At 66.2% G+C, this 23,001-nt stretch carries 22 protein-coding genes; 17 read left to right on the top strand and 5 right to left on the bottom strand.

The window, feature by feature from the left end:
* The 11 genes from ftsW (at position 1) to ACWW36_RS25980 (ending at position 10,319) form a co-directional block, all read left to right on the top strand.
* A complete protein-coding gene (gene ftsW / locus ACWW36_RS26030) occupies positions 1–1,515 on the top strand; it encodes a putative lipid II flippase FtsW (RefSeq protein WP_456138820.1) in 1,515 nt (504 codons plus the stop codon).
* Positions 1,515–2,621 carry an undecaprenyldiphospho-muramoylpentapeptide beta-N-acetylglucosaminyltransferase gene (gene murG, locus ACWW36_RS26025; RefSeq protein WP_456138819.1) on the top strand — a complete coding sequence of 369 codons (1,107 nt, stop codon included), beginning with the start codon at positions 1,515–1,517 and terminating at the stop codon, positions 2,619–2,621. The genes ftsW and murG overlap by 1 nt, the downstream gene beginning before the upstream one ends.
* Positions 2,618–4,081: a UDP-N-acetylmuramate--L-alanine ligase gene (gene murC / locus ACWW36_RS26020; protein WP_456138818.1), complete on the top strand. Its 1,464-nt coding sequence runs from the start codon at positions 2,618–2,620 to the stop codon at positions 4,079–4,081. The genes murG and murC overlap by 4 nt, the downstream gene beginning before the upstream one ends.
* A complete protein-coding gene (locus ACWW36_RS26015; protein WP_456138817.1) occupies positions 4,078–4,998 on the top strand; it encodes a cell division protein FtsQ/DivIB in 921 nt (306 codons plus the stop codon). Before murC ends, ACWW36_RS26015 begins: the two co-directional genes overlap by 4 nt.
* 185 nt (positions 4,999–5,183) lie before the next feature.
* On the top strand, positions 5,184–6,320 hold the full coding sequence (ftsZ, locus tag ACWW36_RS26010) for a cell division protein FtsZ (protein WP_456138816.1): 1,137 nt from the start codon (positions 5,184–5,186) through the stop codon (positions 6,318–6,320).
* Between the two features lie 22 nt (positions 6,321–6,342).
* Positions 6,343–7,050 carry a peptidoglycan editing factor PgeF gene (gene pgeF, locus ACWW36_RS26005; protein WP_456138815.1) on the top strand — a complete coding sequence of 236 codons (708 nt, stop codon included), beginning with the start codon at positions 6,343–6,345 and terminating at the stop codon, positions 7,048–7,050.
* On the top strand, positions 7,047–7,790 hold the full coding sequence (locus ACWW36_RS26000; protein ID WP_456138814.1) for a YggS family pyridoxal phosphate-dependent enzyme: 744 nt from the start codon (positions 7,047–7,049) through the stop codon (positions 7,788–7,790). The genes pgeF and ACWW36_RS26000 overlap by 4 nt, the downstream gene beginning before the upstream one ends.
* Positions 7,791–7,855: 65 nt before the next feature.
* On the top strand, positions 7,856–8,500 hold the full coding sequence (locus ACWW36_RS25995) for a cell division protein SepF (protein ID WP_456138813.1): 645 nt from the start codon (positions 7,856–7,858) through the stop codon (positions 8,498–8,500).
* A 99-nt stretch (positions 8,501–8,599) separates the two neighbouring features.
* Positions 8,600–8,899: a YggT family protein gene (locus ACWW36_RS25990; RefSeq protein WP_456142627.1), complete on the top strand. Its 300-nt coding sequence runs from the start codon at positions 8,600–8,602 to the stop codon at positions 8,897–8,899.
* 227 nt (positions 8,900–9,126) lie between these two features.
* Positions 9,127–9,942, top strand: coding sequence for a DivIVA-like cell division protein Wag31 (gene wag31 / locus ACWW36_RS25985; protein WP_456138812.1), 816 nt, complete (start codon positions 9,127–9,129; stop codon positions 9,940–9,942).
* Between the two features lie 44 nt (positions 9,943–9,986).
* A complete protein-coding gene (locus tag ACWW36_RS25980; protein WP_456138811.1) occupies positions 9,987–10,319 on the top strand; it encodes a DUF308 domain-containing protein in 333 nt (110 codons plus the stop codon).
* Here the strand turns inward: ACWW36_RS25980 and ACWW36_RS25975 are convergent.
* From ACWW36_RS25975 to ACWW36_RS25965, 3 genes are all read right to left on the bottom strand, one after another.
* Positions 10,316–10,993 carry a phosphoribosyltransferase gene (locus ACWW36_RS25975; RefSeq protein ID WP_456138810.1) on the bottom strand — a complete coding sequence of 226 codons (678 nt, stop codon included), beginning with the start codon at positions 10,991–10,993 and terminating at the stop codon, positions 10,316–10,318. The genes ACWW36_RS25980 and ACWW36_RS25975 overlap by 4 nt on opposite strands.
* A 91-nt stretch (positions 10,994–11,084) precedes the next feature.
* On the bottom strand, positions 11,085–11,819 hold the full coding sequence (locus ACWW36_RS25970) for a type 1 glutamine amidotransferase (protein WP_456138809.1): 735 nt from the start codon (positions 11,817–11,819) through the stop codon (positions 11,085–11,087).
* Positions 11,819–13,045 (bottom strand): serine hydrolase domain-containing protein, encoded by a 1,227-nt coding sequence (locus ACWW36_RS25965; RefSeq protein WP_456138808.1) that lies wholly within the window; start codon positions 13,043–13,045, stop codon positions 11,819–11,821. The genes ACWW36_RS25970 and ACWW36_RS25965 overlap by 1 nt, the downstream gene beginning before the upstream one ends.
* Positions 13,046–13,084: 39 nt before the next feature.
* Between ACWW36_RS25965 and ACWW36_RS25960 the strand changes: the two genes are divergently transcribed.
* From ACWW36_RS25960 to ACWW36_RS25950, 3 genes are read left to right on the top strand one after another with little or no spacing between them, the layout of a single operon-like run.
* Positions 13,085–14,629 (top strand): phospholipase D family protein, encoded by a 1,545-nt coding sequence (locus ACWW36_RS25960; RefSeq protein ID WP_456138807.1) that lies wholly within the window; start codon positions 13,085–13,087, stop codon positions 14,627–14,629.
* Positions 14,630–14,670: 41 nt separating this feature from the next.
* A complete protein-coding gene (locus ACWW36_RS25955; protein ID WP_456138806.1) occupies positions 14,671–16,215 on the top strand; it encodes a phospholipase D family protein in 1,545 nt (514 codons plus the stop codon).
* Positions 16,216–16,248: 33 nt separating this feature from the next.
* Complete coding sequence (locus ACWW36_RS25950) at positions 16,249–17,535, top strand: HNH endonuclease (protein ID WP_456138805.1); 1,287 nt, start codon at positions 16,249–16,251, stop codon at positions 17,533–17,535.
* Here ACWW36_RS25950 and ACWW36_RS25945 read toward each other — a convergent pair.
* Entirely contained in the window at positions 17,521–18,189 is a 669-nt protein-coding gene (locus ACWW36_RS25945; RefSeq protein WP_456138804.1) for a response regulator, read from the bottom strand. The two genes, ACWW36_RS25950 and ACWW36_RS25945, sit on opposite strands and share 15 nt — an antisense overlap.
* Positions 18,182–19,804, bottom strand: a complete 1,623-nt coding sequence (locus tag ACWW36_RS25940; RefSeq protein WP_456138803.1) for an ATP-binding protein — start codon at positions 19,802–19,804, stop codon at positions 18,182–18,184. The genes ACWW36_RS25945 and ACWW36_RS25940 overlap by 8 nt, the downstream gene beginning before the upstream one ends.
* 103 nt (positions 19,805–19,907) lie before the next feature.
* On the opposite strand from ACWW36_RS25940, the gene ACWW36_RS25935 reads away from it, so the two are divergent.
* The 3 genes from ACWW36_RS25935 to ACWW36_RS25925 are packed head-to-tail and all read left to right on the top strand — an operon-like array spanning position 19,908 to position 22,958.
* On the top strand, positions 19,908–20,894 hold the full coding sequence (locus tag ACWW36_RS25935; RefSeq protein ID WP_456138802.1) for a Bug family tripartite tricarboxylate transporter substrate binding protein: 987 nt from the start codon (positions 19,908–19,910) through the stop codon (positions 20,892–20,894).
* Positions 20,891–21,415, top strand: a complete 525-nt coding sequence (locus ACWW36_RS25930; protein ID WP_456138801.1) for a tripartite tricarboxylate transporter TctB family protein — start codon at positions 20,891–20,893, stop codon at positions 21,413–21,415. Before ACWW36_RS25935 ends, ACWW36_RS25930 begins: the two co-directional genes overlap by 4 nt.
* A 1-nt stretch (position 21,416) precedes the next feature.
* Positions 21,417–22,958 (top strand): tripartite tricarboxylate transporter permease, encoded by a 1,542-nt coding sequence (locus tag ACWW36_RS25925; RefSeq protein WP_456138800.1) that lies wholly within the window; start codon positions 21,417–21,419, stop codon positions 22,956–22,958.
* Positions 22,959–23,001 lie beyond the last annotated feature (43 nt).

Raw genomic sequence — 23,001 nt, 5'->3', positions numbered from 1 at the left:
GTGAGCAATATCCTGACCCGGTTACGGCACCGGAGAACCAATGCGGCCACCGGAGCACCGGCCGACGAAACGGCGACCGAGGGCCGCGGCCCGCGCACCCGGTTCGGCGCATGGCTGGGCCGCCCGATGACGTCGTTTCACCTCATCATCGCCATCACGTCGCTGCTCATCACGCTGGGGCTGATCATGGTGCTATCGGCGTCGGGTGTGCACTCGTACGACGAAGACGGTTCCCCGTGGGCGATCTTCGGCCGGCAGGTGCTGTGGACGGTGATCGGCCTACTGGCCTTCTACGTCGCGCTGCGCATGCCGGTACAGATGATGCGCAGCCTGGCCTTCACCGGTTTCGCGCTGACAATCGCAATGCTGGTGCTGGTGTTGATCCCCGGAATCGGCAAGGAAGCCAACGGGTCTCGCGGTTGGTTCGTGTTCTTCGGGTTCTCTATGCAGCCCTCCGAACTCGCCAAGATCGCGTTCGCGATCTGGGGTGCGCATCTGCTCGCCGCGCGCCGGCTCGAGCGGGCATCGCTACGCGAGATGCTGATCCCGCTCGTGCCGGCCGCCGTCGTCGCGCTGGCGCTCATCGTCGCCCAGCCCGACCTCGGGCAGACTGTGTCGCTTGGCATCATCCTGCTCGGCCTGCTGTGGTACGCCGGCCTGCCGCTGCGGGTGTTCGTCAGCTCCCTGCTTGCCGCCATGGTGTCGGCGGCCGTGCTGGCGGTTTCCGAGGGTTATCGCTCCGATCGCGTGCAGTCGTGGCTCAACCCCGGCGCTGACGCACAGGGTTCGGGTTATCAGGCCCGCCAGGCCCGGTTCGCGCTGGCCAACGGCGGTGTCTTCGGCGATGGCCTGGGCCAGGGCACGGCGAAGTGGAATTACCTGCCCAACGCCCACAACGACTTCATCTTCGCGATCATCGGCGAGGAACTCGGCTTCGTCGGAGCGGTCGGCCTGTTGATTCTGTTCGGGCTGTTCGCTTACACGGGTATGCGCATTGCCCGCCGCTCAGCCGACCCGTTCCTGCGGCTACTGACCGCCACCGCCACGCTGTGGGTCTTGGGCCAGGTGTTCATCAACGTCGGCTATGTCGTTGGCCTTCTTCCGGTCACCGGTCTGCAGTTGCCACTGATATCGGCTGGTGGAACATCAACGGCAACAACACTTTTAATCATCGGCATCATGGCAAACGCGGCGCGGCACGAGCCTGAGGCGGTTGCTGCGCTGCGGGCCGGTCGCGACGACCGGGTCAACCGCCTGCTGCGGCTGCCGTTACCGGAGCCCTATGTTCCGACGCGCACCGAGGCGTTGCGCGATCGGCTGCGCTCGCGGCCGGACAGCAAGCCCGCCAAGCCCGCCAAGCGCCGGCAAGACCCACCCGCCCGCAAGCCCGCCAAGGACCAGCGACGCAAACCCCATCCGGCTGACCGGGCGGCGCGGCGCTCAGGGCATCATGGAGTCGGTCGAAACGACAGGGGCCGGCGGGCTCGCGCACTGGAAGGTCAGCGTTACGGGTGATGGGCTCCATCTCGGTGGTCCTTGCCGGCGGTGGGACCGCCGGGCACGTCGAACCGGCGATGGCCGTGGCCGACGCGCTGAGGGCGATCGACCCGGACGTACGTATCACCGCACTGGGCACCAACAGGGGTTTGGAAACACGGCTGGTACCCGAACGCGGCTATCACCTCGAACTGATCACCCCGGTGCCACTGCCGAGAAAGCCGTCGGGTGACTTGGCCCGACTGCCGCTACGGGTGCGGCGTGCGGTCAAGGAGACGCGGGCGGTGCTCGAAGCGGTCGGCGCCGACGTGGTGATCGGGTTCGGCGGCTACGTCGCACTCCCGGCGTACCTGGCGGCCCGCCGCCGCGTTCCCGTGGTCGTCCACGAGGCCAACGCAAGCGCCGGTTGGGCCAACCGGGTGGGAGCGCGGTCGGCGCAGCGTGTGCTGTCGGCGGTCGAAGACCCGGGACTTGGGCGCGTCGAGGTGGTCGGCGTCCCCGTGCGCACGGCGATCACGTCTTTGGACAGGATGGCGCTGCGGGCCGAGGCTCGCGAACACTTCGGGTTCACCGACGACGCCAAGGTGCTGCTGGTGTTCGGCGGATCCCAGGGCGCCCAGTCGATCAACCGGGTCGTGGCCGCCGCTGCCAAAGACCTTGCTGCGTCTGGTATTTCGGTGCTGCACGCCTACGGCCGGAAGAACACGTTGGATCTGCGCGAACCGGCCGATGGGGATCCGCCGTATGTCGCCGTGCCGTACCTGGACCGGATGGACCTGGCCTACGCTGCGGCCGATGTCGCTGTATGCCGGTCCGGGGCGGTGACGGTGGCCGAGGTGACGGCGGTCGGCCTTCCCGCGGTGTACGTGCCGCTGCCCATCGGCAATGGTGAACAACGGCTCAACGCGCTGCCGGTGGTCAACGCCGGCGGAGGGCTCGTTGTCGACGATGCCGACCTCACGCCGTCCTTCGTCGCCGACACGGTCGCCGGTCTGCTCAACGACGGCGCCAGGTTGCAGGCGATGACGGCGGCCGCAGCGCTCGCGGGACACCGCGATGCGGCGCAGCGCGTCGCCGAAGTCGCACTCGAGGTCGCCCGCGACGCACGAAAGTCCAAGCGATGAACGGCAATTCGCTGCCTGAAGAGCTGCAGCGCGTGCACATGGTCGGCATCGGTGGAGCGGGCATGTCGGGCATCGCCCGCATCCTGCTGGACCGCGGCGGCCAGGTGTCGGGTTCGGACGCCAAGGAGTCGCGGGCCGTGGTGGCGCTGCGCGCACGCGGCGCTGCCATCCGGATCGGGCACGACGAGTCGTCGCTAGACCTGTTGCCGGGCGGGCCGACCGCCGTCGTCACCACGCACGCCGCCATTCCCAAGACGAATCCTGAGCTGGTCGAGGCGCGCCGCCGCGGTATCCCCGTGATCCTGCGCCCGGTGGTGCTCGCCAAGCTGATGGCCGGGCATAGGACATTGATGGTCACGGGCACGCACGGCAAGACGACGACGACATCGATGCTCATTGTGGCGTTGCAGCACAACGGTTTTGATCCATCGTTCGCCGTCGGCGGTGATCTCGGCGAGGCCGGCACCAACGCTCACCACGGCAGCGGCGATTGCTTCGTCGCAGAGGCCGACGAGAGCGACGGGTCACTGCTGGAATACACCCCCGACGTCGCGGTGGTGACCAACATCGAGGCGGACCACCTGGACTTCTACGGCAGCGCCGAGGCGTACAGCGCGGTGTTCGACGACTTCGTCGAAAGGCTGAAGCCCGGTGGCGCGCTCGTCGTCTGCACCGACGACCCCGGTGCCGCCGGCCTGGCCGAACGTACTGCGGCGCTTGGTATCCGGGTGCTGCGCTACGGGAGTGAGCCCGACGCCGGGCTGGCCGCCACACTGGTGGACTGGGAGCAGCAAGGTACCGGTGCGGTTGCGCACGTGCAGCTACATGGCGAGCAGCACCCTCGGGTGATGAGGCTCGCGGTGCCGGGCAGGCACATGGCGCTCAACGCGCTTGCGGCGCTGCTGGCGGCGATGGAAGTCGGTGCGCAGCCCGATAGCGTGCTCGACGGCCTGGCGGGTTTCGAAGGTGTCCGTCGACGTTTCGAGTTGGTGGGCACCGCGAACGGAGTGCGGGTGTTCGACGACTACGCGCACCATCCGACCGAGGTGCGTGCCACGCTGGCCGCGGTCCGGACAGTTACCGAGCAAACCGGCACCGGTCGGTCGATTGCCGTGTTCCAGCCCCACTTGTATTCCCGCACACAGTCTTTCGCGCATGAGTTCGGCCAGGCCCTTGACTCCGCGGACGAGGTGTTCGTCCTCGACGTCTACGCGGCACGCGAGCAGCCGATCGCCGGTGTCAGCGGAGCCACCGTCGCCGAGAACGTCACCACACCGGTGACCTATGTGCCGGATTTCTCCGCAGTCGCCGAAAAGGTCGCAGCGGCGGCGTATCCCGGCGATGTCGTCGTCACCATGGGCGCGGGGGACGTCACCATGCTGGGCAACGAAATCCTGACCGCGCTGCAGGTGAAGGCCAACCGCAGCGCACCGGGACGGCCAGGGACGGGATTTCGATGACCGAGCCCGACGACACCGACACCGGCGAAGCGCTCCCCGAAGCGCCGACGGAAGCCGCGACCGACGAACCGACGCAGCCGGCCGCTGCCGCCGACGACTTCGAGGGGCCGCGGCGGCGGGCGCGTCGGGAACGCGAGGAACGACGCGCAGCGCAGGCCCGCGCCACCGCGATAGAAAACGCCAGGCGGGAGGCCAAGCGCCGGGCGCTGAGCGGACCCTCGGCGGAGACGAAAAAGCCAGCACGAGCGGTAGTTCGGGGCCTGAAAGTGCTGATGTGGTCGGCGTTGATCAGCGTCCTCGTCGTCGGAATCGGCCTACTGCTGTACTTCACGCCGATCATGTCCGCACGCAACATCGTCGTCACCGGCCTGTCGGTGGTGACCCAGGACGAGGTCGTCACTGCCGCGGCGGTCAAGTCAGGCACGCCACTGCTGCAGGTCAACACCGACGCCGTCGCCGAGCGCGTGGCCGCTATCCGACGGGTGGCCAGCGCGCGCGTGCAGCGGCAGTACCCGTCGACTCTGCGCGTCACGGTCATCGAGCGGGTGCCCGTGGTGGTCAAGGACTATCCCGACGGCCCGCACCTGTTCGACCGCGACGGCGTGGACTTCGCGACCGCGCCGCCGCCTCCGCAGGGCGTGCCATATCTGGACGCCGACAATCCCGGGCCCAGCGATCCACCGACGAAGGCGGCATTGCAGGTGATGACCGCGCTGCGGCCCGAGGTGGCCGGTCAGGTGGCTCGCGTCGCGGCGCCCTCGGTGGCGTCGATCACCTTGCAGCTCATCGACGGGCGCACCGTGGTCTGGGGGACGACCGACCGCACCGAGGAGAAGGCGCTCAAACTGGGCGCGCTGCTCACCCAGCCCGGCCGCACCTACGACGTGTCGAGCCCGGATTTGCCGACGGTCAAGTAGTCGCCGGCGCGAGAAAAACGAGAAATTCTTGACGGACGCGTCGGCGCGCCTGCATGGATAGCCCGCGGGGTCGCCCTACCGTTCTGGTTGCGCGGAACAACTTGACATAACTCTAAGCCTATGGTTGAGGTTGAGGGTTTGCCAGGGGACCGCCACCAGATGTCCACCAGGGAGGAAGGCGAGCGATGACCCCCCCGCATAATTACCTAGCCGTCATCAAAGTGGTCGGTATCGGCGGCGGCGGCGTCAATGCCGTCAACCGGATGATCGAGCAGGGCCTCAAGGGCGTGGAGTTCATCGCCATCAACACAGACGCCCAGGCGCTGCTGATGAGCGACGCCGACGTCAAGCTCGACGTCGGTCGTGACTCGACCCGCGGCCTGGGTGCCGGCGCGGACCCGGAGGTGGGACGCAAGGCCGCCGAGGACGCCAAGGACGACATCGAGGAGCTGCTGCGCGGCGCTGACATGGTGTTCGTCACCGCTGGCGAGGGCGGCGGGACCGGCACCGGCGGTGCGCCCGTCGTCGCGACCATCGCCCGCAAGCTGGGCGCGCTCACGGTCGGCGTCGTGACCCGGCCGTTCTCCTTCGAGGGCAAGCGCAGAAGCAACCAGGCCGAGAACGGGATCACGTCGCTGCGGGAGAGCTGCGACACCCTGATCGTCATCCCCAACGACCGGCTGCTGCAGATGGGTGATGCCGCGGTGTCGTTGATGGACGCGTTCCGCAGCGCCGACGAAGTGCTGCTCAACGGGGTGCAGGGCATCACGGATCTGATCACCACGCCCGGCCTGATCAACGTCGACTTCGCCGACGTCAAGGGCATCATGAGCGGCGCAGGCACGGCGCTGATGGGCATCGGCTCGGCGCGCGGCGACGGCCGGGCGCTCAAGGCGGCCGAGATCGCCATCAACTCGCCGCTGCTGGAGGCGTCGATGGAAGGTGCCCAGGGCGTGCTGATGTCGATCGCGGGCGGAAGCGACCTCGGCCTGTTCGAGATCAACGAGGCCGCGTCGCTTGTACAGGAAGCCGCCCACGCCGAGGCCAACATCATCTTCGGCACCGTCATCGACGACTCACTCGGCGACGAGGTTCGCGTCACGGTCATCGCAGCCGGCTTCGAGGCCAGCGGCCCGAGCCGAAAGCCCGTCGTCGGAGCAGGCGCCCAGGCGATCGCACCCGGCAAGGCAGGCAAGGTCACTTCGCCGCTGTTCGAACCGGCCGATGCCGTCAGCGTGCCCGTGCACACCAACGGTTCGACGGTGAGCATCGGCGGTGACGATGACGACGATGTCGACGTGCCGCCCTTCATGCGCCACTGACCCGCGGTAATACCCTCGCACCGTGACCGCTCGTATACGGCGCGTGACCACCACCCGCGCGGGCGGCGTTTCCGCGCCACCCTTCGACACCTTCAATCTCGGCGACCACGTCGGCGACGACCCCGCTGCGGTGGCCGCCAACCGCAAACGGCTGGCCGAGGCGATCGGCTTGGGGGACGACGGCATCGTCTGGATGAACCAGGTGCACGGCGATCACGTCGCGGTGGTCGACGAACCGCCGGGCGGCGCCATCGACAAAACCGACGCATTGCTAACCACCACACCGCGATTGGCTTTGGCGGTGGTAACCGCCGATTGCGTTCCGGTTTTAATGGCCGACGCGCGGGCCGGCGTGGTGGCTGCAGTGCATGCGGGACGGGTCGGCGCGCAGATTGGCGTCGTCACCCGCACCGTGGAGGCGATGGTGAACGCAGGCGCGCGTGCCGAGGACATCTCTGTGCTGCTGGGCCCCGCGGTCAGTGGGCGCAACTACGAGGTTCCCGAGGCGATGGCGGCCGAGGTCGAGACCGCCTTGCCCGGCAGTCGCACAACAACGTCGCGTGGCACGCCCGGGGTGGACCTGAGGGCCGGAATCGCCAGGCAACTAACGGCTTTGGGCGTCACGGCCATCGATGTCGACCCCCGCTGCACGGTGGAGGACCGCAGCCTGTTCAGTCATCGGCGCGACGCGCCCACCGGCCGGCTGGCGTCGTTGGTGTGGATGGAATGACCACGACCGCGCGCGAGCTCGAACTGGCCGGGGCACTCGAGGCCGTGCGGTCCCGCCTCGCGCGCGCGGCGCAAGCGGCAGGTCGGAATGTCGACGAAATTGAATTACTGCCGATTACCAAATTCTTTCCGGCAACCGATGTACTAATTCTCAGCCGTTTAGGGTGTCTCGAATTCGGTGAATCCCGCGAACAAGAAGCGTCGAATAAGGCTGCCGAAATAAACGCCCTGCCGGATGCTCCGCCGATTCGCTGGCACATGGTCGGGCGGATCCAGCGCAACAAAGCGCGCTCGATCGCGGACTGGGCGTACGCCGCGCACTCCGTCGACAGCGGCAAGGTCATCGCCGCACTGGACCGGGCCGCGAGCCAGGCGATGGCAGAGGGCCGCCGCGCCGAGCCACTTCGCGTCTACATACAAATCAGCCTCGACGGTGACGAGAGCAGGGGTGGCGTCGACGCCGGAGCGCCGCAGGCCGTCGACGACCTGTGCGCCGCCGTCAATGACGCCGAGGGTTTGGCGTTCGTCGGGCTGATGGCCATCCCGCCGCTGAACGCCGATCCCGACGAGGCGTTCGCGCGGTTGGCCGAGGAGCGCAAGCGCGTGCAACAGGCATATCCCCAGCAGCTCGGGCTGTCGGCGGGAATGTCCAGCGACCTCGAGAGCGCGGTAAGACACGGTTCGACGTGTGTGCGTGTCGGTACCGCGCTATTGGGGCAACGACCGCTAACGTCACCATGAGTAGTCACTCCAGTCACATCTTCATCACAGACACCAGAGCCAAAGGTCATCGGAAGGGTCGAGCGATGAGCACACTTCATAAGGTCAAGGCCTACTTCGGGATGGCCCCGATGGAGGACTACGAGGACGAGTACTACGAGGACGACGATCGCAGTCCGTCACGTGGCTATTCGCGCCGCCCCCGCGAGGATCGCTTCGACGACGACGGGTACGGCCGCGGCTACGAGGACCGGTTGGGTAGCCGCGACTACGACGAACCGCCCGGCGGCTACCGGGGCGGATACGAGGACGGCCGTTTCGAGCCCCGGCTGCGAGGCCCGCGCGAGTTCGACCGGCCGGCACCGCGGTTCGGCTCGCTGCGGGGCTCCACCCGCGGCGCGCTTGCGATGGATCCACGCCGAATGGCGGAGCTCTTCGAGGCGGGCAGCCCGCTGTCGAAGATCACCACGCTGCGCCCGAAGGACTACAGCGAGGCCCGCACCATCGGCGAACGCTTCCGCGACGGCACCCCGGTGATCATGGACCTGGTGTCGATGGACAACGCCGACGCCAAGCGCCTCGTCGACTTCGCCGCCGGACTGGCATTCGCGCTGCGTGGCTCGTTCGACAAGGTCGCCACCAAGGTCTTCCTTCTGTCACCGGCCGACATCGACGTCTCCGCCGAGGAGCGCAGGCGCATCGCGGAGGCCGGCTTCTACGCCTATCAGTAGGTCTTAACCCGGACAGGTAGGCTGGCTTCGCGCTTGGGCTGACCAGCAGCGAGCGCTGTTGTCAAAGTCACACATCTGCCCGTAGTGAGGTCTGCTCAGTTGGCGCCGTTCTTCAACATCCTGGGTTTCGTGCTGTTCGCCTTCTGGCTGCTGCTGATTGCCCGTGTCGTGGTCGAGTTCATCCGCTCGTTCTCCCGCGACTGGCACCCCAAGGGTGTGACGGTGGTGGTCCTCGAGGTGATCATGACGGTGACGGATCCGCCGGTGAAACTGCTGCGGCGCATCATTCCGCAGCTCACGATCGGCGCGGTGCGGTTCGATCTGTCGATCATGGTGCTGCTGCTCGTGGCCTTCATCGGCATGCAACTGGCATTCAACGCGGCGAACGCGGCGGCCTGAGAAGCCGCTTCCCGCCGCAGCTTTGGCGATCGCGGCCTTCGCCGTCGGGCGTTTGCCGGGTTCGATATTCGGGCCCAGAACTCTGTCGAATGATTGAAATTCGCTCTTAATTATCGGCCTCTCCTGCAACCGCCGGGTCTGGTGTGACAGGATGGACGCCAGTTACGTTCCAGTAAGGCTCTACACTTTGAGATCGGTTGACGGTCCAGACTTCAAGGGGGCAGACAATGCCGCTGACACCAGCCGACGTCCACAACGTTGCGTTCAGCAAGCCGCCCATCGGCAAGCGCGGCTACAACGAGGACGAGGTCGACGCCTTTCTCGATTTGGTTGAGAACGAGCTGACTCGACTCATCGAAGAGAACGCGGACCTGCGTCAGCGGGTAGCCGAGATGGACCAGGAGCTGGCCTCGGCCCGATCCGGTGGCGGCGGCGCCCAGCCGACGCAGGCCATTCCTCTATATGAGCCCGAGCCGGAACCCGCCCCTGCGCCACAGCCCGTCTACGAGGCACCGCCGCAGCCTGCGCCGCAGCCCGTCAGCGAGGACCAGCATCTGAAGGCCGCGAAGGTCCTCAGCCTTGCGCAGGACACCGCCGACCGGCTGACCGGCACCGCCAAGGCCGAGTCGGACAAGCTGCTCGCCGACGCGCGTGCCCAGGCCGACGCGATGGTCAGCGAGGCCAGGCAGACCGCCGAGACGACGGTCGCCGAGGCCCGTCAGCGCGCCGACGCGATGCTGGCCGACGCGCAGACGCGCTCCGAGGCGCAGCTGCGTCAGGCACAGGAGAAGGCAGACGCCCTGCAGGCCGACGCCGAGCGCAAGCATTCCGAGATCATGGGCACCATCAACCAGCAGCGCACCGTGCTGGAAGGCCGCCTCGAACAGCTGCGCACCTTCGAGCGCGAGTACCGCACCCGCCTGAAGACCTACCTGGAGTCCCAGCTCGAGGAGCTCGGCCAGCGCGGTTCGGCCGCCCCGGTCGACTCCAGCGCCAACAGCGAGGGCGGCGGCTTCAACCAGTTCAATCGGGGCAACAACTAGCCGCAACGCTCGTAAACCGGGCGTCTTCAACCTAGGGTTGGTCAATGCTGATCGTTGCGCTCGTCCTTGCCGTTATCGGTCTCGCGGCCCTGGTGACCGCCGTCGTCACCAGCAATGAGCTGATCGCGTGGGTCTGTATCGGCGCCAGCGTCATCGGCGTAGTGCTGTTAATCATCGATGCGCTGCGGGAGCGGTCCAGAGGCGACGCGGGCGAGGCGCCGGCCGAAGTTGAGGAATCCGAGAGCGAGTACGTCGAGGACTATCCCGACGAAGCGCCCGTCGCGGAGGCCGACGACGAGAGCGAGGCCGAAACCACGGCCGTTCCAACCGAACATCATGACGACGAGGCCGCCGACGAGGACAGCAACCGCCGCTAAACCGTTGGCGTGGCGAGCAATTCGCGCACTTCGTCGTCGCTGACCTGGTGGAAGTCCTCGAACACCTGCCCGACCGCTTCGAACCCTGGCGGCATCGTCGCGCACACCACCTCATCGGCTTCGGCCGCCAATTGGCGGCATGCCGATGGCGGCCCCACCGGAACCCCCACCACAACCCTTGCGGGCTCGGCCGCACGCACGGCCCGCACCGCGGCGAGCATGCTGGCGCCGGTCGCGATGCCGTCGTCGACGAGGATAACGGTCTTGCCTGCGAGGTCAACGGGTGGACGATCACCCCGGTAGGCCGTTTCGCGGCGGTGCAGCTCCTCTGTTTCGCGTGTGATCGCCGCTTGTAGCTGGTCATCGCTGATGCCCAAGTTGCGCACCAGGCTGTCGTTGACGACCACACCGCCGCCGGTGGCCAGCGCGCCCATGGCCAGTTCCTCCCACTGCGGCACACCGAGCTTGCGGACAAGGAACACATCCAGCGGGGCGTGCAGGGCGGAGGCCACTTCCCGTCCGACCGGCACGCCGCCCCGGGCCAGGCCCAGCACCAGAACGTTGTCCTTTTCGCGGTAGGACGCCAATTCCTGCGCCAGGACTTGGCCGGCTTCTCGGCGGTCCCGGAATGTGCGCCTCGCATTTCGGCGGGCGAGGCCGCTCCATCCGCTCATCGGTGTCGTTTTCGTCTTGGGGGACATTTTCAGCGTACGACGGAATCCGTGTGGCCGATGGATACCCGCCAAATACGGGCATCGAACGCGTTCAGGGGCTTGGGCAGGGCTGGCGCGCCACGTGGGTCAACAAACCGCGAACCAAACCACGAATCCTTGCGGCGGCGCTATCGGCGAGTTCGTCGGTGCGAGAGCGTAGTTCATCGTGACTGAGGCCGAAGGCGACGACCTCGCCGTCGCGGTCGTCGTCCAGCCACAGCTCGAGCAGCTCGTGGTCGATTTCCGGGTGAAATTGCAACGCCAGCGCGCGGCCCAGCACGAACGCCTGCGAGGAGTTGGCGTTGCGGGCTATCTCGGTGGCTCCGGGCGGCAGGGTCCAGCGATCGAAGTGCCATTGGAACCACGGGCCGCCGGGCACCAGTTCGGGGTGATCGGTTTCGACGTCGTACCAACCGATTTCGGGGGTCGACGACCGCGCGACCGACCCGCCGAACGCCTGCGCCAGCAGCTGGCCACCGAAGCAGACACCCAACAGGGCCACACCGGCGTCGGCGGCGTCACGCAGCATTTGCGTTTCGCCGCCTACCCAGGTGCTGCGCAACGCGTCGTCGTATACGGGCCACCGCGCGCCCAGCGGGACAATGACGTCGTATCCAGTCGGGTCGGGGAATGCCACGTCAAGGGCGGGGCTGTCGATCCGCTCGGCGGGCACGACTTCGAACGTGTCGACGTCGAAGCCTTGTTCGGTGAACGTCTCGCCGAGAAGTGCCTCGGTCGCGAGGTGCTCGTTGTAGATGAAGAGAACCTTCGGCGCCACGTTCGCCATTATTTCGGTGGTGGCATCGGTGGCGCATCTTCAGGGGCGACCTCGGCGGCGATTCTGCGGAACAGCGTATCGGCCTGGTTGTGGTAATCGCCCTGGTCATCGAAGGCTTCCGGCGCGTAGGTGGCCGCGACGGCGATGGCAATCTTCTGTGACGGCAAATAGGCCTCGAGCGCGGCGTACCCGGAGAACAACGGGTTCTGCAGCAGCCAGTTTCCGGAGATGACGATTCCGAATCCGTAGGTGTAGACGTCGGTCATCACGTCGCAGGTGGTGCATCCCGGCTGTTTGTGGGTTTTGCCGCGCAGATCGGTGGAGACCATCTTCTTGTACGAGTCGGCGGTCAGCAGCTTGCCCGAACCGATGCCGACCGCGGTCGCCTCCATGTCGTAGATGTTTGTCGTCTGGATCGCGCCGTGGGTGATGGTCCATGACGGATCCCAAAAGGTCGTCTCCTCGTAAAACGGTGTCCCCGTCGGGATTTTGAGGAAAGCACGACGCTCAGAGCTGAACGCGTGCAGGACCGGCGAAGGGATGTCGGGCGTCAGCGAGTTGACGGTGTTGGTCAGCCCGAGAGGGCGAAGCACCTTGTCGGACAACAGCTTCGACATCTCCTCGCCGGTCGCCTTCTCCAGCGCGAGGCCGAGGAGCACGTAATTGGTGTGGGCGTAATTCCAGTTGGTGCCGGGCTCGTAGAGCAGCGGTTTGGAGGTGGCGTAGCCCAGCAAGTCGTGGACGGTCCAGCGCCGGAACGGGTTTGCGTACAAGGCGTCGTTCATCGCCGTGTTCCCGATGACATAGTCGACGTAGCCCGACGTCATCTGCGCGAGCTGGCCCAGCGTGACGCGATCCGCGTTGGGTATCTCCGGCAGCCATTTCGACAGCTTGTCGTCGAGGCTGACCTTCTTCTCGTCGACGAGTTTGAGCAGCAGTGTGGACACGTACGAGATCGCCACGGCGCCGTTGCGGAAATGCATGTTCGTGGTGGCGGGTACGCCGGTCATCGATTCGCCGAGCGCCTGCGTGACGACTTCCTTGCCGTCGACGGTCACACGGACGATCACGGCCTTCAGATGCGCCTGCGCCATCGTGTCGCGCACGATGCGCATGACGGCGTCGGCCTTGGCGCTTTCGGTGGTCGTCGTTGGTGATTCGGATGGCAGCGCGCCGGGCGCACAACCGGTGAGCAATACAAGCGCAAGGATCACCGAGAGGAAACGACGCGCCATGCGCCCATCGTCGCTGGTTTTGCGATAGTTGTAGCCCTAATGACAGACCCCAGTGACTGGCTGCTTACGGCGGCGGAACGCGGCAATCCGGATTCGGATCTGCCGGCGTGGTCCGAGGGCAGTCAGGCGGAGGCACTCGTAGACGGGGCGACGTATTTCGATCGCCTTGTCACCGAAGTCGAGGGGCTTGGGCCGGCAGATCATCTGTTCTTCGCGGACTGGCGAGGCGACGCCGACCAGAGGTTGCGCGAGGACGGGCCGACCGTGGGTGAACTGTTCCGCGCGGCCGCCGAGCGCGGAGTGATCGTCAAGGGACTCATGTGGCGTTCGCTGCCCAACAAGCTCCAGTTCAACGAGGAGCAGAATCGCCACCTCGGCGAGGCGATCGAGCGCGCCGGTGGTGAGGTGCTACTCGATCGGCGGGTCCGCATCGGCGGTTCGCATCATCAGCGACTGGTCGTCATTCGGCACCCGAATCAGCCTGAGCGCGACGTTGCGTTCACCGGTGGCATCGACCTGTGCCACTCGCGCCGCGATGACGGATCGCACCGCGGCGATCCGCAGGCGGTGCGCATGTCGCGCAGTTACGGTGAGAACCCGCCATGGCACGACGTGCAGCTGCAGCTACGCGGTCCGGTGGTCGGTGCGCTGGACACCTCGTTTCGCGAACGCTGGACGGCTCGGGCTCCGCTGAATCTGCTCAACCCGTTCGGGTGGATACGCGACAAGGTTCAGGGCGCAGACGTGACACCCGGTCCGCTGCCGGATCAACCACCCGATCCGCCCCGGTGCGGACCACACGCGGTGCAGGTGTTGAGGACCTACGGCGACGCGTTGTTCCACTACGAGTTCGCGAAAGGCGGCGAACGCAGCATCGCGCGTGGCTACACCAAGGCGGTCAGGCGCGCCAAGCAATTGATTTATCTGGAGGACCAATATCTCTGGTCCGAAGAGGTCGCCGAGCTGTTCGTCGACGCGTTGACGGCCAACCCGCAGCTCCAGCTGGTTGCGGTGGTACCAAGGTTCTTTGACTTGGAGGGCGGCCTGGGCAGGCCTCCGACTCTGGTGGGGCGCCATCTTGCGATCGAAGCGTGCCGCCGTGCCGCCCCAGGACGGGTGCACGTGTTCGATGTCGAAAACCGCGAGGGCACACCGGTTTACGTGCATTCCAAAGTGTGTGTGGTCGATGATGTCTGGGCCTGTGTCGGTAGCGACAACTTCAACAGACGGTCGTGGACGCACGACAGTGAGCTGTCTTGCGCAGTGGTGGACACCGATGGCGTGTTTGCGCGCGACATGCGGTTGCAGCTGTTGCGCGAGCACTTGGATCGGGCCGCAGATGGAAGCGAAGATGGCGGTTTGGCCGATCCGCTCGCTGCGGTCCAAGAGATCGTCGCCTCGGCGCAGGAGTTGGACAGGTGGCATGAATCGGGAGGCTTGGGCCCGCGACCGCCCGGTCGGCTGCGGCCGCACAAGGCCGAGCGACCCGACCCATTCAGCCGGCTGTGGGCCGAACCTGCATACCGGTTGATCTATGACCCGGATGGCCGCTCGTATCTCGATCGGCTCAAGCGCAGGCTGTAGCGCAACGCTTAACTTCAGCGTCAATTGGGCAACCCCATGAGATGTCAGACCTGGCCGCTTGGTTCCTCACGGACGCTGAACGCGGTAATCCGTCATCCAAGGTGCCGACATGGTGTGAGGGCAATCGTGCGGAGCCGCTCATCCACGGAGCGACGTACTTCGACCATCTGGTCACCGAAGTCGAGGCGATGCGCGCCGGCGACTACTTGTTCTTCACGGACTGGCGGGGCGACCCGGACGAGAAGATGCGCGACGACGGGCCGACGGTCGCGGAGTTGTTCAGCGGCGCGGCCGAGCGCGGCGTCGTCGTCAAAGGGTTGGTGTGGCGGTCGCACCTGGACAAGTTCGCCTACAGCGAGGAGGAGAACCAGCATCTAGGCGAACGGATCGAAGAGGCAGGCGGCGAGGTGCTGCTGGATCAGCGCGTCCGGTTCGGCGGTTCGCATCACCAGAAGCTCGTCGTCATCCGGCATCCGAACGCGCCTTCGAGTGATGTGGCTTTCGCGGGCGGCATCGACCTGTGCCACTCACGCCGCGACGACTCCTCGCACCGCGGTGATCCGCAGGCAGTGAAGATGGCGAAGCAGTACGGTGACCATCCGCCTTGGCACGACGTGCAATTGAAGGTGCAAGGACCTGCCGTCGGCGCGCTCGACCTGACGTTCCGTGAACGCTGGAACGATCCGGCGCCGCTGGACATGCTGTCACCGATCGCGTGGATTCAGGACAAGTTGCGCGGCGCGAACTTGACCCCTGGAGAACTGCCGGAGCAACCTCCGGATCCACCGGCGTGCGGACCCCATGCCGTCCAGGTGTTGCGCACATATCCCGATGCGCACTTCGAGTACGACTTCGCCCCGCACGGTGAACGCAGCATCGCACGCGCTTACAACAAGGTGGTGCCGCGGGCGCGGCGGCTGATCTATGTCGAAGACCAGTATCTGTGGTCGAAGAGGGTCGCTCAACTGTTCGCCCAAGCCTTGCGGGATAACCCGGATCTGCATCTCGTCGCCGTCATTCCCCGGCATCCCGACGTCGATGGTCGGCTTTCCTTGCCGCCGAACCAGATTGGCCGACGCCAAGCGCTCGAGACGTGTTTCGAGGCGAGTTCGCAGCGAGTGCACGTGTTCGATGTCGAGAACCTCGAGGGCACCCCGGTGTACGTGCACGCGAAAGCGTGTGTTGTCGACGACACCTGGGCATGTGTGGGCAGCGACAACCTCAATCGGAGGTCGTGGACACACGACAGTGAGTTGTCTTGTGCCGTGCTCGATTCGGATGGTGAGTTCGGCCGCGACCTGAGAATGCGGCTGATGCGCGAGCACCTGGACCGCGCGGCCGACGGCAGTGAAGACGGTGGGCTGGTCGATCCCGGGACGGCGGTGCAGGAGATTGTGGCGGCGGCAGAGGCGTTGGATGCGTGGCATGCGTCTGGCCGGGTCGGGCCGCGACCACCCGGTCGCCTGCGGGCGCACAAAGCCGAACGCCTTGGGCTGATCACCCGACTGTGGGCGGCGCCGGCGTACCGGATGTTCTACGACCCCGACGGACGCGCCTATCGCGACCGGCTCACGGGGACGTGGTGATTTTTGTCGGACCCCTCTTCTAGTATCGAATGTATGTTCGATGCGGTGGTGTTGGCGGCGGTGGATGCGCATGCCGATGAGGTCGCGTTGATCGAGCGTATTGCGTGGTTGGAGCGGGTGAAGTCGGCCGCGGCCGCGGGTCAGGCGCGCGCGGCGGCGGCGTTGGACGACAAGCGCCGGACGGCGGAGGCCGCTGCCGGGGTACCCGCGGCCAACCAAGGCAAGGGTCTGGCGAGCGAGGTGGCGTTGGCGCGGCGGGATTCCCCGAAACGTGGCGGCCAGCACCTGGGATTGGCCAAAGCACTGGTGCACGAGATGCCGCACACGTTGGCCGCCCTGCAGTGCGGGGCGCTGTCGGAGTGGCGCGCGACGTTGATCGCGCGCGAGTCGGCCTGCCTGAGCGTTGAGGACCGCGCGATCTTGGATGCCGAGCTGTGCGGCGACGTCGGCGAGCTCGAGGGCAAGGGCGACGCCCGGATCACCGCGAAGGCTAAAGAGATCGCCTGCCGCCTCGATGCCCAAGCGGTCGTCGACCGTGCGGGCAAGGCGGAGGCGGATCGCACCGTGACGATCCGCCCGGCACCCGATTGCATGACGTATGTGACCGTGCTGCTGCCGGTGGCCCAGGGGGTGGGGATGTATGCCGCGCTGAAACGGGCGGCCGACACCACCTTTGATGAGCGTTCGCGGGGGCAGGTGATGGCCGACACCGCCTATGAACGGGTGACCGGCAAGCCCGCTGACGAGCCTGCGCCGGTGGCGCTGAATGTGGTGATGTCGGATCAGGCGCTGTGGGGCCAAGACACCGCACCTGCCGTGCTCGACGGGTATGGCCCGATTCCGGCGTCGCTGGCGCAACGGCTGGTGCGTGATGCGGTCGTCGACGACCGGTCGTTGGCGACGTTGCGGCGGCTGTATCGGCACCCCAGGAGTGGGGCGTTGGTGGCGATGGAGTCGCGATCGCGGTTCTTTCCCAAAGGTCTGGCGGCGTTTATCGGGGTGCGCGACCGAACCTGTCGCACCCCGTACTGTGATGCGCCGATTCGGCATCGCGATCACGCCACCCCCCGTAACCGCGGCGGCCCCACCAGTGCGGTCAACGGGTTGGGGGAGTGCGAACGGTGCAACTACACCAAAGAAACACCCGGCTGGCGCGTGAGCACATCCGACGAGAACGGTGTGCACACAGCCGAATTCGTCACACCGACGGGTGCCCGGTATCGCTCCACAGCGCCCCCGCTACCCGGCGCTGCACTGATCACGGTCAGCGAAGTCGAGATCCGCATAGGCGTCGAACTCACCGACCTACACGCCGCCTAACCGATAACGCCGCTCGGGCCGCCCGACGCCGTATTGCAACCGCAACTCCAAGGCGCCGGTGCTGAGGTAGTGCTCGAGATAGCGCCGGGCACTGACCCGCGAAATTCCCACTAAGTCAGCGCATTCCGTTGCCGATACCTCGCCGGCTGCGCGCACTGCGTCAAGCACCAACCGGCCGGTCTCGACGCCCAGACCCTTCGGCAGCGCGTCCTCTGTCGCCGAGCCAGGTCGTCCAAAGAGTGTGTCGATCAACGACTGGTCCGCGCCGGCGGCGTTCTCCAACGCGTCGGCGCGAGCCGCGAACGCCTCCAGTTTGGTCTTCAACTGGGAGAATTCGAACGGCTTGATCAGATAGTCGGCCGCTCCGCCGTCCAGCGCGCCGCTCACCGTGTCCAACTCGCGAGCGGCGGTGATCATGATGACGCCGACGCCATCGCCCTCGGATCGCAACCGTCGCAACACTTCCAGGCCTGTCATATCGGGCAGGTACACGTCGAGCAGGATCAACTGCGGCCGGAGCTCACGCGCCGCAGACAGCGCTTCGGCCCCGGTACGCGCGACGCCGACCGTGCGGAAGCCGTCGACCCGTTCGACGAAGCGGCGGTGAATTTCGGCGACCATGAAGTCGTCGTCGACCACGAGCACGTCACGCATGAGCGGCCTTTTCCGCCGACACCGCAGGCGTCCCAATAGGCAACCGCACCACGAACAACGCGCCGCCCGCCGGCCCGTCGCTCACCGTCACCGTTCCGCCGTGCTGCGCGGTCACCAGCCGTACCAGCGCCAGACCGATACCACGCCCTCCTGGCACATCGGACTTCGATGTGACACCGCGTGCGAAGATCTCCTCCCGAAGGTGTTCGGGCACACCAGGACCCGAGTCGGCCACCGAGATCATCAAGCCGTCGCGGTCGTCGATTCCGACGGCCACCTTCGCGGGATCAGCGCCCACCGACACGTCTACGGCATTGTCGACCAGGTTGCCGAGCAACGTGATCACATCGGTCGCCAGCGCGGGATCCAGCGCTGCCAGATGCGAGTCCGGTGCGATATCCAGCGACACACCGCTCTCGGCGGCCAGCGACGTCTTGGCGATCAGCAGGGCAGCCACCGCCGGATCCGAAATTCGTTGGGTGACAGCGTCACTGATCTCCGCCCGCCGCCGCGTCAGTGTGCCGACCAGATCGCGAACGGAATCGTATTCACCCAGCTGGACCAGCCCGGAAATGGTGTGCAACTGGTTGGCGAACTCGTGCGTCTGAGCCCGCAGCGTGTCGGTCACACTCTTGTGGGACGACAACTGTCCTTGCAGCGCAGCAAGTTCTGTGCTGTCACGCATCGTCGTGACCGTGCCGATTCGCTGCCCCTGGCTCGTCGCGGCCCGCCGGTTCAACGCCAGCACCCGCGCACGCGTCGCGATCACCACATCGCGCCCGTCCTCGCCCGACAGCAGGAACTCAACCACCGCGGGGTCAAGTCCGACGCCGTCCACGCGGCAGCCCACCGCCTCACCCGTCAGGCCGAGCAACTCCTGCGCGCTGTCGTTCAACAGCGTGATGACGCCTTCGTTGTTCACCGCGACTACACCTTCACGGATGCTGTGCAGCAACGCTTCCCGGTGATCGGCCAGGCCGGCGATCTCCGCAATCTCCAACCCGCGGGTGTGCCGTTTGATGCGCCGAGACAGCAGCCAGGAGGCCAACAGGCCCAGCACCGCACCCAAACCGAGATAGAACAGCAGCCGCTCGCCGGCGCCACTGAGCAGCTCCCACACCGACGGGTACGGCTCGCTGACCGACGCGATGGCCAGCACGTCACCGTTGATGGACAGGATCGGGACTTGGCCGACGAGGCTGTGCACGCCGTCGACGTCGGCATCGCCGAACCACGCCCTGCCGTCGTCGGCACGGCTCGCGGCCAAATCCATTCGAACGCCGATCCGCGACGGGTCCGTCGACACGCGCACGGTGCCTGCCGGGTCGAGGATCTCCGCCAGTCGGGCACCCGACAGCGCGACGGCGCGATCCACCTCCGGCGCCAGCACCTTCGCCGCGAACGGGTCGGCGTAACGATCCCTCACGACGGGCGTCGACGCCATGTTCTCGGCAACGGCGATCATCCGCTGCCCGCGGACGTCACGGAACTCTCGCGTCGACTGCGCCACCGAAACCGCGGCCACCGCCACCAATACCACGGCGACAACCAGCAACTGGAACACCAGAAACTGGCCGGCCAGGCTCCGGAAGCTACGAACGAGTGGCGGCTTCATTGTTCAAAAAGACCAATACTTCCTTTGCTTTCTTATCAGTGACGTGGGTCACTGTCCGGGTCCAGTATTGCTGAGCATCACAAATCAGTGATTGGGGACAAGGATGTTGCGACGGCACCGAGTGATCACCGGGTTGATCATCGCCGTGATCGCGGCGCTGCTGTTGACGGCCTGCGGCGTCACCAAGGGCGACGAAGTCCGTGGTCTGCACCGGCTGCGCATGATGGTGCCGAACAGCCCCGGCGGCGGCTATGACCTCACGGCCCGTACTGCCGTGAAGATCATGGAAGACGACGACATCACCGGCCGCGTCGAGGTGTTCAACGTCATCGGCGCCGGCGGCACCGTCGCGATGGCCCGGCTGATGAACGAAAAGGGCAACGACGACCTCATGATGACGATGGGTCTGGGCGTCGTCGGCGCCACCTACACCAACGGGTCGAAAGTGAAGGCCTCGGATGCGACGGCGCTGGCGAAGCTGATCGAAGACCCTGGTGCCGTGTTCGTGCCGGCTGATTCGCCGTTCAAGACGGTGCAGGATTTCGTCGCGGCGTGGAAGGCCGATCCGTCGAAGGTCACCATAGGCGGAGGCTCATCACCGGGCGGCCCGGACCACCTGTTCCCGATGGAACTGGCCAAAGCCGTTGGCGTTGAACCGAAATCGGTCAACTACGTCACCTACGATGGTGGCGGCGACCTGCTCACGGCGCTACTCGGCAAGAAGATCACGGTCGGCACGTCGAGTCCCGGTGAACTCATCGACCAGATCGAGGCGGGCCAGCTTCGCGTGCTCGCTGTCTCCGGCGACAAGCGGGTCGAGGGCGTCAATGCGCCCACTCTCAAGGAGGCCGGCATCGATCTCACGTTTGCAAATTGGCGCGGAGTCCTTGCGCCGCCGGGCATTTCTGATAACGCCAAGAAAGCCATGGTCAAGGCGCTCGAGGAACTGCATTCCACGCAGCAATGGAAGGAGGCGCTGGTGAAGAACGGCTGGACCGACGCGTTCACAACCGGTGCGCAGTTCGAGCAGTTCCTGAAAGACCAGGACAACCGGGTCTCGACGACCCTGACCGAGCTGGGGCTGGTATGACCACCACAAACGAGCCGCAACAACATACGGCCGACAGGACCGTCGACAAGGCGCAGTACATCATCTGTGCCGTGCTCGTCGCGGTCGGTGCATTCCTGATCTACGACGCACTGACGCTGGAAGCCGGTTTCGCCAAAGTGGATCCCGTCGGGCCGCGGCTCTTCCCGCTCGCCATCGGTGCGGGCTTGATCGTGCTCGCGGTGATCCTCGCCATCGCCATTCCCCGTGGCTCGATGGGCGAAGCCGATGCGGGAGAAGACGTCGACCCGAACATGCCCGGCGACTGGCGCACGGTGGGGCTGCTCGTCGGGGTATTCGTCGCGACGATCCTGCTTGTCGAGCCGCTCGGCTGGGCGATCACCGGCGCGCTGCTGTTCGCCGGCTCCGCAACGATCCTCGGCAACCGCCACTACATCCGCAATCTCGTGATCGGCGCCATCCTTTCGGTCGGCAGTTTCTATGCGTTCTACTCCGGGCTCGGAATTCCTTTGCCCGCAGGCATATTGGACGGGATTCTCTGAGATGGAAAACTTCGATTGGCTGATTCAGGGGTTCGAGCAGGCCGCCACCCCGATGAACCTGCTGTACGCCGTGATCGGCGTGCTGCTCGGCACGGCCGTCGGCGTGCTACCCGGCATCGGGCCGGCGATGACGGTCGCGCTGCTGTTACCCATCACCTACAACGTCAGTCCCAGCGCCGCGTTCATCATGTTCGCCGGCATCTTCTACGGCGGCATGTACGGCGGGTCGACAACGTCGATCCTGTTGAACACACCCGGCGAATCGTCATCGGTGATCACGGCCATCGAGGGCAACAAGATGGCCAAGGCCGGACGGGCCGCACAGGCGTTGGCAACCGCGGCGATTGGATCATTCGTCGCCGGCACCATCGGCACCATCTTGCTTGCGGCTTTCGCACCGCCGATCTCCAAGTTCGCGGTAACCCTCGGCGCGCCCTCGTATCTCGCGATCATGCTGTTCGCGCTGATCGCGGTGACCGCGGTGCTCGGATCGTCGAAGCTGCGCGGCGCGATCTCGCTGCTGCTCGGCCTGGCGATAGGCATCGTCGGTATCGATTTCCTCACCGGTCAGCCGCGCGCGACGTTCGGGCTGCCGCAATTGTCCGACGGCATCGACATCGTCGTGATCGCGGTCGCGATCTTCGCCGTCGGCGAGGCGCTATGGGTGGCAGCGCATTTGCGTCGCAGGCCCGCAGACGTCATCCCGGTCGGCAGGCCATGGATGGACCGCGACGACTGGCGCCGGTCCTGGAAACCGTGGCTGCGCGGCACCGCGTTCGGCTTCCCGTTCGGCGCCCTGCCCGCAGGCGGTGCCGAACTGCCCACGTTCTTGTCGTACATCACCGAAAAGCGGCTCTCGAAGCATAAGGATGAATTCGGCAAGGGCGCCATCGAAGGCGTCGCCGGACCCGAGGCGGCCAACAACGCCTCGGCGGCGGGCACACTCGTGCCGATGCTGTCGCTCGGCCTGCCGACCAACGCCACCGCGGCCGTCATGCTCACCGCCTTCGTCTCTTACGGAATACAGCCCGGCCCAACGCTTTTCCAGAAGGAGCCGCTGCTGATCTGGACGCTGATCGCCAGCCTGTTCATCGGTAACTTCCTGCTGCTGGTGCTCAATCTGCCGCTGGCCCCGCTGTGGGCCAAGCTGCTCCGCACGCCGCGGCCTTACCTGTACGCAGGCATTCTGTTCTTCGCGACGCTGGGCGCGCTGGCGGTGAACGTGCAGCCGCTGGACCTGGCGCTGCTGCTGGTGTTCGGTCTGCTCGGTCTGATGATGCGACGGTTCGGGTTGCCGGTGCTGCCACTGATCATCGGCGTCATCCTCGGCCCCCGCATAGAGCGCCAGCTGCGCCAGGCTCTACAGCTCGGAGGTGGCGACTGGACCAGCCTGTTCACCGAACCTGTCGCGATCATCGTCTACGTGCTGATGGTGGTGCTACTACTGACGCCGCTGGTGCTCCGGCTGATGCATCGCAGCGAAGAAACGCTCCTCGTCGTCGAGGACGACCGGGACCAGAAAGAGAAGGCGGTCCAAGCATGACCCGAAGACGACAACGAGTGAGGATCGCAGCGAGGAACGAGCG

It is taken from the genome of Mycobacterium sp. MMS18-G62, from assembly GCF_053877835.1.
Note: the sequence above shows the minus strand (reverse complement) of the source record. Positions and strands in the feature narration are given on the sequence as shown.